Origin of the sequence: Nodularia sp. UHCC 0506 (assembly GCF_034931045.1) — a bacterium.
Lineage (GTDB): Bacteria > Cyanobacteriota > Cyanobacteriia > Cyanobacteriales > Nostocaceae > Nodularia.
This window is the reverse complement of sequence record NZ_JAYGHH010000079.1, coordinates 1-12070: the sequence shown is the minus strand read 5'-3', so window position 1 is coordinate 12070 and position 12070 is coordinate 1. Positions and strand designations below refer to the sequence as shown.

The 12070-nt window shown below is 38.4% G+C and carries 12 protein-coding genes; 4 read left to right on the top strand and 8 right to left on the bottom strand.

Translation table 11 applies throughout. From position 1 onward, the window contains the following. From VB654_RS24405 to VB654_RS24380, 6 genes are all read right to left on the bottom strand, one after another. Positions 1 to 278, bottom strand: a 278-nt coding sequence (locus VB654_RS24405; RefSeq protein WP_323216426.1) for a DEAD/DEAH box helicase family protein, incomplete at its 3' end; no start/stop codon positions are given. Positions 279 to 536: 258 nt separating this feature from the next. Beyond that, a complete protein-coding gene (locus tag VB654_RS24400) occupies positions 537 to 1670 on the bottom strand; it encodes an HNH endonuclease domain-containing protein (protein WP_323216425.1) in 1134 nt (377 codons plus the stop codon). 20 nt (positions 1671 to 1690) lie between these two features. Further along, positions 1691 to 2320: a Uma2 family endonuclease gene (locus tag VB654_RS24395; RefSeq protein ID WP_323216424.1), complete on the bottom strand. Its 630-nt coding sequence runs from the start codon at positions 2318 to 2320 to the stop codon at positions 1691 to 1693. A 131-nt stretch (positions 2321 to 2451) separates the two neighbouring features. Continuing rightward, positions 2452 to 3549, bottom strand: coding sequence for a hypothetical protein (locus tag VB654_RS24390; RefSeq protein WP_323216423.1), 1098 nt, complete (start codon positions 3547 to 3549; stop codon positions 2452 to 2454). After that, positions 3452 to 3901, bottom strand: coding sequence for a DUF4007 family protein (locus VB654_RS24385; RefSeq protein WP_323216422.1), 450 nt, complete (start codon positions 3899 to 3901; stop codon positions 3452 to 3454). Before VB654_RS24385 ends, VB654_RS24390 begins: the two co-directional genes overlap by 98 nt. Before the next feature lie 222 nt (positions 3902 to 4123). Beyond that, positions 4124 to 4669, bottom strand: coding sequence for an NADPH-dependent FMN reductase (locus VB654_RS24380; protein ID WP_323216421.1), 546 nt, complete (start codon positions 4667 to 4669; stop codon positions 4124 to 4126). Between the two features lie 487 nt (positions 4670 to 5156). On the opposite strand from VB654_RS24380, the gene ftsH reads away from it, so the two are divergent. Continuing rightward, positions 5157 to 7028 (top strand): ATP-dependent zinc metalloprotease FtsH, encoded by a 1872-nt coding sequence (ftsH, locus tag VB654_RS24375; RefSeq protein ID WP_323216420.1) that lies wholly within the window; start codon positions 5157 to 5159, stop codon positions 7026 to 7028. Between the two features lie 567 nt (positions 7029 to 7595). Next, the gene (locus tag VB654_RS24370; protein WP_323216419.1) at positions 7596 to 8294 is read left to right on the top strand and encodes a BON domain-containing protein; all 699 of its coding nucleotides are present in this window, start codon (positions 7596 to 7598) and stop codon (positions 8292 to 8294) included. A 149-nt stretch (positions 8295 to 8443) separates the two neighbouring features. On the opposite strand, the gene VB654_RS24365 is transcribed toward VB654_RS24370, so the two are convergent. Beyond that, positions 8444 to 8854 (bottom strand): heavy metal-responsive transcriptional regulator, encoded by a 411-nt coding sequence (locus VB654_RS24365; protein WP_323216418.1) that lies wholly within the window; start codon positions 8852 to 8854, stop codon positions 8444 to 8446. Between the two features lie 346 nt (positions 8855 to 9200). On the opposite strand from VB654_RS24365, the gene VB654_RS24360 reads away from it, so the two are divergent. Next, positions 9201 to 10286, top strand: a complete 1086-nt coding sequence (locus VB654_RS24360; protein WP_323216417.1) for an aromatic ring-hydroxylating dioxygenase subunit alpha — start codon at positions 9201 to 9203, stop codon at positions 10284 to 10286. A 212-nt stretch (positions 10287 to 10498) separates the two neighbouring features. On the opposite strand, the gene VB654_RS24355 is transcribed toward VB654_RS24360, so the two are convergent. Continuing rightward, positions 10499 to 11518: a tRNA-dihydrouridine synthase family protein gene (locus VB654_RS24355; RefSeq protein WP_323216416.1), complete on the bottom strand. Its 1020-nt coding sequence runs from the start codon at positions 11516 to 11518 to the stop codon at positions 10499 to 10501. Between the two features lie 258 nt (positions 11519 to 11776). Between VB654_RS24355 and psb34 the strand changes: the two genes are divergently transcribed. Then, positions 11777 to 11947: a photosystem II assembly protein Psb34 gene (gene psb34, locus VB654_RS24350; RefSeq protein WP_323216415.1), complete on the top strand. Its 171-nt coding sequence runs from the start codon at positions 11777 to 11779 to the stop codon at positions 11945 to 11947. Positions 11948 to 12070: the final 123 nt, after the last annotated feature.

Below are 12070 nucleotides of genomic sequence, written 5' to 3'. Positions count from 1 at the left end.
TATAAGGAGCGATAGTTAGCTTGAGCTAGGTATTGTTCCTCGACCAGATAATCTATAGGGTTGTTGTAACCTGGAATTTCTAAAGTAACTTTCTGTTGGGCGAAGAATTTCGCTAGTTGTGCATCAGTGTTAATATCAGCCCAAGTGCGTCCGGGTGTAGCGGTTAAACCCAGTAAGGCGGTTTTTTCGTAGGGGACAACTAAAGCATCTAATACGAGTTGATAGGTTTGGGCTACAGCTTGATGGGCTTCGTCTATAACTACCAAAGAGGAACGCACACCGAGTTGATTAATAAAGCGAATACTTTTTTTTAGCGGCGTTGTATACTTTGGCTAATCCTGCTACTATGAAACCATCTTCAGCCTGTTCTAAATCTAAATCGTGATTACCCCAGAAGCGGTAAGTTGAGATGGTGCGATGGCGTAAACGCCCAGCATAGCTGAACGCCTAAACAGTCCCATGCTTTTTGAAATTCTGTAACCGCTTGTTCACAAAGTTCTTCACTATATGCCAACCAAATTACTAAAGTTGGTTCATTATTTCTCAGCGTAAACCCAATTAGCACTAAAACCCTGAATAGTTGCTAAAGAAATTAAAGGTTTAAGAGTTCTTTCATAAGCATTATTTAGAATTTCTAAATTTAATAAATCATTGGCTTGATTAACTTTCAATTCTGCAACAAAAGATTCGACATCATTTAACCATTTATTTTGATAAACTTTTTGATGATAAATATCTAAGCCTAAATATTGCAACTTAACAAAATTATCAAAATATTTTTCAGATGGTAGATTATTAGATTTAGAAGAATTAACAGATTTTGTAGTTGGAATTAAATTCCATAATTGATCATGAGCAACAAATGACCAAGGTAGATAATGATCTAATGATATTTCATCTTTATTTAATTGAACTTGAGAATAAATACATTTAATATCCTGATGCTCTAAAATAGTTGTCCAATATTTAGTTTGATTTGCTAAAGAATCTCTTTGTTGTGGCATAAATAATTTTTTAACCACATTGGGAATACTAGGGTTTCTTTGTTGCATATAATTTAACCATTCCCAAGATACCCAGCCCCTAACTATTGTGTAATTTTTCTCTAAATATTCTACCCAATCAGGGTGTATAATAATTGCGTTACAATCTTTTTGATTGTCAGCGTTAAAGCAATATAAAGGCTTTTGTGTATCGAATTGATTGTTAGATAAATTAATGATAGCTGGATTAACGTCATAATCTTTTAATCCTCTAGTGTCTTGAGTAAAGAAAGGACGAATTAAACGATAAGGAACATAACGACCAATATAATTGACAATATCATCAATATTTTGGTTCTTAACAGTTGTACGTAAAAGTTTCTTATCTGTGTCTCTAAACTTTAAAATCGGTTCTGTAATTTCTAATTCAAGAGCATCTAATTTATTAGCAATTTGGTCTTGTATTCCGAAAGAAAGTTTAAAATATTTGTGAGGATACCAAGCATTAGCCAACATCTCAACAATAATTTCACGAAAGCTAATGGCTGATAAATTATCAAAATTTCTTCGTCTCAGAATATCTAATAATGATAAAAAATAAAGATATTTATAAGAGTTAGTCGTTGAATCAAATAATTCTGATAATGCTGAAATATTTAAATTATCAGCAATTGGTAAGTTATACATATTCAATTTACGCTCAAATTCTATTTACGAATAGTTTCACGAAATTGTGAAATTAAATCCTTTGGTTTTTCACTAGAAATCAGCAAAATTGCCAATAGGTTTAAATCCAAATCTGGTAAAAGTTGACTTTGATTTATTTGCTCATACTTGTTACCACGCAGATAATATAATGAAAATTGATGATTCTGCCAAAACCAAACCTCTGGTACACCCAAACCTTGATAAATTAATAAATCATTAATTCCCCCACTGGTGACAACTATTTCAATCGCCAAATCAGGAACAGGTTTTTCCGAATTAAAACAATAACATTCATCTGGTTCTATACCTCTAGCGGCTGCTTCTCTTCTAAAAGTGGTTGAGCCTAAAGGATAAAAATCAATATCTGTTTCTAAAAAATAAGTTTCTAACAATAAAGCTATAATTTTTTTATCAACCTCATGACGGCGACTAGGTGACATTATTTCTAAAGTACCTTCTAAATATTTAAAGCGATAATGAGAATTATTTTGGCAACTTTTTAATAGTGTCTCATATATATCCCAACTAATGCCATTCATGAGTAAAATTTGATCAGAATCAACATTGTTTAATGCTGATTGACTTGTTAATTCTTCCCATTGGCTCAATTTTGCTAGTAAACCTAACATTGTCACTGCTCCAAAATCGCTTTGATTTCTGTGAAAATTAAGAGGTTCAGATACCCGACTTCTCAAAGAAATTGGGAATCTTGTTTTTCACGAATGATTTAAGATTCTCTTCCCCCATCATAAAGCCTCTGTTAGCCAAAATTCTTCCCCTGGATATTGTCATCAGCTCGTTTTTCTGCAATCTGAATCACCCCTTCGCTGAAAGCAGGAGTTAAAATCCGTTCATTCAACCTCGCCAAAACCGCTTGTCTTAACTGCTGGTCATTAGGTAAATCAGCCAGAATTTTATCAACAATCTTTTCAACCTGCGATTCTCTCCCATGATCTACCCATACCATTTGATGGATTTCTTCACCATCTGGACGAGTCATAGTAATCCGTCTTCCCTCAAAACCTTCACCCTTAGCGGCTACTTCCTTCTGCACAGCTTCCAGATTCTTAAACCGTCGCACCAAATCGGCTAACTTCATCTCAAATGCAGTCACATCCTCATCAGTCCATGATTCCGCCGGTTTATCAGCCACAATCATCACCAACGCTTCCAACCACTGAGAATCACTGGCTTTTTCATCCGATGCGGCTTGAGTAAAGCGTTTTAACAAAGGTTCAATACATTTTCCCGCCAAATAATTTGCCCTGACCCGTAAATCTTCCCGCAGTTTTGTTTCCTTACTTCTGACACCAAAAGCTTCATATAGCAGTGTTTGACAATCACCCAATAAATGATCATAAGCTGTATGAATATCTCGCAAAGCTTTAACTAACTTAATGCGGAGTGTTTTAGCTGTTATCCCATCATCCCCAGCTTCAGTACCAATTGCAGGTAAATTACAAGCTTGCGGTAAAGCTTTAAATAACAATTCATCAGGCTCAACAGTAGTTTGTAATGCCCTTAAAATCGCTCTGGATTCATTTTCAATTCGTTGGGTTTTTTGAGTATATTTAGGCAGCTTCTTCACAAATTGATAAAGGGGAGTAACCACCGTTAACAAAGTTGCATTACGCACCTTACCCAATTGTTTTAACTGCGGATTCCGTAAAATTGCTTCTAATTCTTTGAATACCTCCGCCCTTAATCCTAAAACTGCAAAATACTTAACTGCAAAACGTTCAGGATATTTAACTAATAATTCAAAATGTTCTGTTCCTAAAACCGGAATAAATATCTGCTTTTGTAAACTCTGAATCCCGGAATATATTAAATATATAATACCAAGCAGCAGCTTCACAAGTAGGTTTTAACAAATTCCAATGTAACAACCATAATGATGCAGGATTTTCTAAATAAGGGTCCCATCCATTGTTTCCTAGAAGTTGCTCACCAAAAGTTGTTGGGGAATTATTCTTATCAATAATTTTGAAAGCATTACACCAATAGCGCATAGAACGCACCATATTCTTACCCACACCCAAACGCACAGGTGCATCATCCTGTAAGAAAATTCCTGAATTTGTTTTCACAGCATCAAATCCTTTTTTCAACCAACCAAAACGAGGGTGAAAAGTTTCATGGTTGGCAAATATGGGATTTACGGGATTCACTTGATTTTCAATATTTTTGAAGTTCAGTGTAGTTTGCATCACGATAAAATGTATAAATAACAACTATTTTTGTTATTATGACTCAAAGGAGACAAAATTTAGTTAATCCAGTAAAAAATTTATTTAAATTTAAATAATATTAACTAGTTAATTTTCCCAATATTTGCTTATATTCAGGGAAAATCACGAACTCAAATAAATATAAAGATCCCCAACTTCTTCAATAAATCGGGGATCTGAGTTTCTCCGTGTTGACAGTATCTAATCAACTCCGCGCAACTTCCGAGTATTGTCTACTAAACTCTGGGCAAATTTATCAAACCTTTCAGACAGCTTTTCATCTAGCAACTTCCCTTCAGGACTAAAAGCGCCCCAGGCTTTTCCAATAGAAATTTGCTCTGGTATGACCCAACCATGTACTGCTCTGACAATAATCCGCAGGTCATTGAGTGCATTACTATTAGACTGACCTCCCAATATACTCAGTAGTCCTGTGACTTTATCAGAGAGTTCATCAAAACTCATCAAATCCAAAGTATTTTTTAAAACACCACTCACACCGCCATGATATTCTGGTGTCGCTAAAATTAACCCATCTGCATTATTCACGGTATCACGCAACCGTTGAACGTCTGGGTATGCTGAATAATCTTTTCCACCATGACAAAATGGTAAATTCAATTGCCGCAAATCTAAAATTTCTACTTCTGCACCCAGGGCTTCTACCCGTTGCGCTGCTATTTGTAAGGCTATTTGGGTGTAGGAATCAGGTCTTAAACTACCACCAAGTCCAACGATTTTTACCATAATTCACCCATTAACTCAATATTTTGCTACACCACCAGGATACTTAAAAGGCGGAGTCATTACGATTTTATATTAGCGAGTTATATTTTTATCGTCAATTGACATCACTGTGTATCTTAGCACTTAATCCCCCATCTCCCTGCACTGGATTTTCATATTTGGTAGAAAAAAAATGGAAAGCTAACCCCCTAACCCCTGTCTCTACAAGGGAAGTAGCAGATTTCAATGCCTCACTCAAGAGCAGGAGAGAGGTTTTCCAAACCCCCTTTCTTTATTAGTGAGCATCTAACTTTTTCTCATTTTTTCCTGGTTGGTAGAGTAATAATTAGGGAACTATGGAATAGCAGAGGCAAGAAACTGGAGAATAACTTTATCTAGAAGTTAGACTAGATGAGAAAATAGTGATTTCCAGTTAGAGTAATTTTTGCTAGAAGAATAGGCATAAAACCAGCCCTTAGCTGATGCTACTAGACAAAAGGTAATTATTATGCAAAATTTTGGGAAAAAAGCATTGATTAAACAGCGTACAGCCGCTTTAGCAGCAAGTTTACTCCTATTGCCGGGTATTTTCATGGGTAGTCCCGCTTTGGCGCAAAAAGCAGCAGAGCGCGATTCTCTCAGTTATGGTGAGTTACTGAATAAATCGAAGCAAGGACAGGTAGAAAAAGTAGAGCTTGACGAAACTCAACAGATAGCCAAGGTTTATCTTAAAGGACAAGATCCAGATGCACCACCAATAGAAGTCAGGCTGTTAACACAAAACACCGAGTTAATTAACATCCTCAAAGACCAAAATGTTGATTTTGGTCAGGTTTCTTCTGCTAACACTACTGTGGCTGTGGGGCTGTTAATCAATCTGTTATGGATTTTACCACTGGTAGCTTTAATGTTACTGTTCCTCAGACGCTCTACCAATGCTTCTAACCAAGCCATGAACTTTGGTAAATCTCGCGCTCGCTTCCAAATGGAGGCCAAGACTGGTGTAAAGTTTGACGATGTAGCCGGAGTGGAAGAAGCTAAAGAGGAATTAGGCGAAGTTGTTACCTTCCTAAAGCAGCCGGAAAGATTCACAGCTGTGGGCGCACGTATTCCTAAAGGTGTTTTATTAATTGGACCTCCAGGGACTGGTAAAACTTTACTTGCAAAAGCGATCGCAGGGGAAGCCGGTGTACCTTTCTTTAGCATTTCTGGCTCGGAATTTGTGGAGATGTTTGTGGGTGTAGGTGCATCCCGTGTGCGCGACCTATTTAAAAAAGCCAAAGACAGCGCGCCATGCTTAATCTTTATCGATGAAATCGATGCAGTGGGACGACAACGTGGAACTGGTATCGGTGGCGGTAATGACGAAAGAGAACAAACTCTCAATCAACTATTGACCGAAATGGATGGTTTTGAAGGTAATACAGGGATTATTATTATTGCTGCTACTAACCGTCCAGATGTCTTGGATTCCGCATTGCTTAGACCAGGACGCTTTGACAGACAAGTAATGGTGGATGCTCCAGACCTCAAAGGACGAACCGAAATTTTATCAGTTCACGCACGCAATAAAAAAATTGATCCCAGTATATCTTTAGATGCGATCGCCCGGCGCACTCCTGGGTTTACTGGTGCAGATTTAGCCAACTTACTCAACGAAGCCGCAATTCTCACTGCCAGAAGGCGCAAAGAAGCCATTACTATCCTCGAAATCGATCACGCCATAGATCGAGTCGTAGCGGGTATGGAAGGCACAGCCTTAGTAGATAGCAAAAACAAGCGCTTAATTGCTTACCATGAAGTTGGACACGCTTTAGTCGGCACATTACTCAAAGACCATGACCCAGTGCAGAAAGTAACACTGATTCCACGGGGTCAAGCACTAGGACTAACTTGGTTTACCCCCAACGAAGAACAGGGGTTAATTTCCCGTTCTCAAATCAGAGCCAAAATTACTTCTACATTGGGTGGTCGCGCCGCCGAAGAAATAGTTTTCGGTAAACCGGAAGTCACAACAGGTGCTAGTAATGATTTGCAACACGTTACCGGAATGGCTCGGCAAATGGTGACACGGTTCGGGATGTCTGATTTAGGTTTATTATCTTTAGAAACTCAAAATAGCGAAGTATTTTTGGGACGGGACTGGATGAATAAACCAGACTTTTCTGAAAAAATTGCTGCCAAAATTGATTCCCAAGTTCGCGAAATTGTCAACAATTGCTACCTAGAAGCAAAAGAACTGTTAGCAAAAAACCGCGAAGCTTTGGAGTATTTAGTCGATTTATTGGCAGACCAAGAAACAATTGAAGGCGAAAGATTCCGCGAAATTGTCACCCAATATACTCAGGTAACTGATGAAACACTAGCTATATCTCATTAACTGCACAAACTCAGCTCGTCCCTGCGGGCTGAAATTTCTTCGCTTTGGGGATTTTGGAAATGAATGTCTCATAGACATCAACAGACTTGAAAATATGCTTTTTCCAAAAATCTTGTAGGGATAATTCATCAATTGTCTCTACATTTTTTTTGCACACAATGTCCATTTAATTAGGGTTTGCTGTTGGCGTAGCGTGCCGTTAGACATAAAAGTTATTTGTGAGGATAGGGAACGGGGAACAGTTTCAGCTATCTGTCATCCCCAAATTTTCTGATTTATTCAACCAGCCCTAATTAAAAACAACATCCTTCTGGGGTATGTCAACTAAAATTTCATACTCATCTCTCAAGAAAGAGGGAAGCAAAATGAAATTAATAGCACAATAAAAGAATAACTAAATAAAATCATGTACGCTTGATTGCTGATTTAGCCCCAGAATTCTACCCCGCTTTAGCAGCACAGCCTTGGGGATGTGGTGCAATGACTGTGGCAAACATAACTCATACTCCGAACCTAGTATTATCGTTCCTGCACAGATAAGAGAAAAATAACCAAACAGGTGTAATTATGACTATAGCGACAGACGAAGAACTCCAAGCTAAAGTTGTAGATAAACTTCACTGGGATGACCGAGTGAATGCAGCAAATGTTGGTGTAACTGTTGATAATGCCAAAGTCACCTTGCGGGGGACAGTACCTAGCTATCGAGCCAAAAGCATAGCAGAAGAAGATACTAAAGAAATAGAGGGCATTATTGAGGTAGTTAATCACTTACAGGTGCAGTATCCTGCCTCAATCCCTGTTCCCATAGATGACGAAATCGCCTCAAATGTCGCCAATGCCTTGACTTGGGACCCAGATATTGATGCCAACAAAATTGATGTTAGCGTCATTGGTGGATTACTGACTTTGCGAGGCACAGTAGATGCTTATTGGAAAAAATTTCAGGTAGAAGATATAGGTTATGGGATTACCGGGGTAATTGATATTATCAATGAATTAGCAGTTGTGCCTACTAAGAAACCTGAAGATGAAGAAATTGCTAGAAGTATTGAGAATGCTTTGGAGCATAATACCTTTGTAGAGGCTGAAGATGTCAACGTCGTAGTAGAAAATGGCAGAGTTACCCTCACCGGCTTTGTTCCTAATTGGGGAGCATGGAGAGCAGCACATAACGCAGCGACCTATACTAAGGGAGTGATTAAGGTAGTGGATGGATTAGCTATTCGTTACCTAGAGGAACAAGAATTTTTAACTGAAGAATAACGTGCTGAGTGTGGAGTTAAGAAATTGCTGCATCGATAGGGGCGGGTTTAAGCAGTGGGTTTGTGGTTCGGCAAAATCCTTAATAAACCCGCCTTTACAGGAGTGCTGAGTGCTGTTAACCCCTGGGGGTATAGAGTCACTCGGCACTTTTATTGAATAATCGGACAGATTGTGTCCTCTTGCTGACCAGTTTCATTATTCCAACCTTCCAGTAATTTCCTGATTTCGGTACGTAAGGTCAGTAACTGAGTAATTTGGCTATCAATCTGTAAAAGTTTTTCTTCCAACTTCTCTTTAATTTCGCCACAGGGGGGTTTTCCTTTGTCATAAACCTGAAGAATATCTCGAATTTCTTCCAGACTCAGACCTAAACTTTGCGCTCTTTTAATGAAAGCTAACCGAGTCAGCACATCTACTGAGAATTGGCGAAAGCCTCCCTCTGTGCGTCCTGATGATTCAATTAAGCCTAAACTTTCGTAATAGCGAATTGTCCTGATTGGAATTCCGCTTAAATTTGTTACTTGACCAATTAAAAACAGTTTTTTATCCTGAGTTAACACGGTAGATTTCCCCAACTCTGGTAATTATTATGGCATATTCCATGAATAATTAACATATATGAGAAATTAATAACATATTAATTACCGCAGCTAAAATTTTTATTTATGAGAGTTTATACTAAGTTTTGATTTTTCAAACATCTATCCTGAGTGAAGAATAGCCAATATTAAAAATAATTACCATGATAAAAGCAAGACAATTTTCTTGAATTATTTAAATCTTTACCCTGAATTTCTGAATTAATTAATGATGCAACTATCTTTCCCCGTACTAAAAGTAACTGTTTTGTGGAGATGTTCATGTTATTTCTAGATTAACCGCTTCACTTTAAGTGAAACTCTGAAAATGAATGTTAATTTGCCGAACGTTAGCTCAAACTATCAACCGCGAATTTTTAATAATCCTGAACGTTTTGTTGAGGGATGGTACTGGGTTATTCCATCAAAACAGCTACAGGTCGGGAAGGTAAAAGCTGTCACCGTTTTGGGTAGAGAATTAGCAGTTTACCGTGGTAAAGATAAAAAAGTGGTTATCGTTGATGCCTACTGTCCACACATGGGCGCTCATCTTGCTAAAGGCAAGGTTGAAGGTAACGAACTGCGTTGTTTTTTCCATCATTGGAAGTTTGATGAACAGGGATTTTGTGTTAATATTCCGTCTTTGCAAGAACCTATTTCAGTCAGGTTAAAAACTTGGCCTACAGATGAGAAGTATGGGATGATTTGGGTTTGGACTGGAGAAGTACCTAAACAACCCCTACCTTTTGTCCTGGAATTAGAAAACAAGGAATGTGATGTTCTTTTTGGTTCTCTTTTCTTGGTGAATTCTCACCCTAATTCGGTGATGATTAATCCTATCGATGCTCAACATTTTAATACAGTTCACAAAATACCATCAAAAATCAATTTTGAAAAACAGGAAATCAATCAGAATGCTATTATTTTCAAGAATACTATTTCTAATGATAGTAATTCATTGTTATTGAGGCTAATTCGTATATTCGGCAAAAATATTTATCACAATATTTGCTATTGGTACGGTAGCACTAATATAGTGACGATTGGGACTGATTCTCTAAATATTCACATTATGTTTGCCGTGCGTCTCCTGGAAGGAGGTAAATCTGAAGGTCAAGTAATACTGATTAGTCAGAAGCGTCAGGGAATTTTTGGTTGGCTATATAATCGTTTGGTTTTGTGGCTGACTAAAATTGTGGGTATACATTTTGTTAAAGATGACTTGAAGATTCTGGAAACAATTAAATTTGAATTAAAAACCCCCATCAAGGCAGATAAGTCAATTATGCAATTTGTCAACCATCTGGAACGACAAAAACCCCTGATGTTAAAGACTTGGCAATTAGCGCGATCGCAAAATGTGGAAATTAAACAAACCCGCGAAAAATGGGAAGATCCAAAGTCTAATGATTGATAGACACACGCTAAAAAAAATATAAATAAAAATGAAGTGGCTTGGCCACTTCATAATTCCCAGGTAGAACCTAAAAATGAGTATAAGCACTATCCAAATTATAAATCGTATAAATTAACACTGATTTATTTAATTTTTCTGTTGTCTTTACCTTCTAGGTAAGAAAATCTTGATTTATCGTATCGTTTAGATTCTTCTCAGACTGAAACTATTTACACGCCTGAGTAGGGTGTGAGAGCTAAAGTTTTGCTCATATCCGCAAGCAGAACGCGATCGCACAGGTTAAGCAGTTCTACCTCAGTTTGCGTTTGTCGCATTCGCCGCAGGAAATCACCCTCAGCGTCAACACTCAGGGCAATATAGTTGAGGAACCTTTTGAGGTAGCCGATGCGCGATCGCTCTGGCATAGTTGCAGATGCTGGAGTTTGCCATAAACGATCAATATAGTTGCGTACCTCCATTAAAGGAATCGGTGTAATCGACTCACAGCGTAAAGCCTGGCGAATTTGCTCAAAAAGCCAAGGATTGCCAATCGCCCAGCGTCCCACCATGACACCAGCCGCACCCGTTTGAGAAAGCACTTCCAGGGCAGTTGTTGCCGAGTGGATATTGCCATTAGCCAGCACTGGACAATTGACCCGTTTGACCGCTTCAGCAATCAAATCATATTTCACTGCCCCGTGATACATATCTTTCACCGTGCGACCATGCACACTTAGTAAATCAATACTGTGGCGATTAATAATGTCTAAAATTTCGTAAAAGGTATCTGTATTTTCAAAGCCTACCCGCATCTTAACAGTCAAAGGCCGATCATTCACTGCCTGCCGCAATTCTGCCAAAATCCGATCCACTTTTTCTGGTGACAGCAGCAATCCACCCCCAACATTTTTGCGATAAATTCTAGGTGCGGGACAACCCATGTTCAAGTCAACTCCAGCGATGTTATAGCCGCAGAGTTCCTGCGCTGTTCTTACTAAGTCTGGAATGCTTTCACCAATCATTTGAGCAAAAACAGGGCGACCCGTGTCGTTTTCGGTGATTGCTGCCAGAATACTACGATTGAGCCGTGAGGTATCATTGACCCGGAAATACTCGGTGAAGAAATAGTCAGGACTGCCATAGTGGGCAATGACTTTCATAAACCAGAGGTTGGTCACATCCTGCATGGGCGCAAGAGCAGTCAGAGGTAAGTCTTTCTGGAGAGATTGGGGGAGTGATACCTGGGACATAAAGATTCCAGCATTCGACAAAGCATCACTCTATCAAAAAATGGTTCCTGATCAGCTCAATCCTAGTTTCTTCATTTGTCGGTTTTTTATGTGCGCGGTGAAGAAAGAAATGCTTCCAAGATGTGCTGGTTGTGCTGAAAACAAAAGCATAAGCATAACTGATCACACTCATCCATTATTATTTGTCAAGAAGTATTGACGGTTTGTAACAATGTTGTTATATTTATTTACATAAGGTAACAAATACAGGAAAACATTATGTATACAACCATTAACGAAAGCGGTATCCTCAATAACTACGCCAACGAACCCCAAATTTACTGTGCTACCTACCCCAACGAACAGGAGCAACGTCAATACGCTAAACAAGGTGCGTTTGCTACATTGCTTGTGACTACGTTAATTTTGGTTGCTTTGGGCGTTAGCTAAGATTGATTGACTTTGCTATCGGTATTTCTGATCGTCATTTGGACTTCTCCTTTTTACCCCGGTTAGTTTCGCCGGGGTTTTTTATTGTCCAAAATTGATATTGGTAGCATTGCGATGCGCTTA

Excerpts from the sequence above, each read along its gene's own strand:
- VB654_RS24355 (WP_323216416.1), bottom strand. The coding sequence starts at position 11,518 with ATGTCCCAGGTATCACTCCCCCAATCTCTCCAGAAAGACTTACCTCTG.
- VB654_RS24385 (WP_323216422.1), bottom strand. The coding sequence starts at position 3,901 with ATGCAAACTACACTGAACTTCAAAAATATTGAAAATCAAGTGAATCCC.
- VB654_RS24395 (WP_323216424.1), bottom strand. The coding sequence starts at position 2,320 with ATGTTAGGTTTACTAGCAAAATTGAGCCAATGGGAAGAATTAACAAGT.
- VB654_RS24360 (WP_323216417.1), top strand. The coding sequence starts at position 9,201 with ATGAATGTTAATTTGCCGAACGTTAGCTCAAACTATCAACCGCGAATT.
- psb34 (WP_323216415.1), top strand. The coding sequence starts at position 11,777 with ATGTATACAACCATTAACGAAAGCGGTATCCTCAATAACTACGCCAAC.
- VB654_RS24400 (WP_323216425.1), bottom strand. The coding sequence starts at position 1,670 with ATGTATAACTTACCAATTGCTGATAATTTAAATATTTCAGCATTATCA.
- VB654_RS24380 (WP_323216421.1), bottom strand. The coding sequence starts at position 4,669 with ATGGTAAAAATCGTTGGACTTGGTGGTAGTTTAAGACCTGATTCCTAC.
- ftsH (WP_323216420.1), top strand. The coding sequence starts at position 5,157 with ATGCAAAATTTTGGGAAAAAAGCATTGATTAAACAGCGTACAGCCGCT.
- VB654_RS24370 (WP_323216419.1), top strand. The coding sequence starts at position 7,596 with ATGACTATAGCGACAGACGAAGAACTCCAAGCTAAAGTTGTAGATAAA.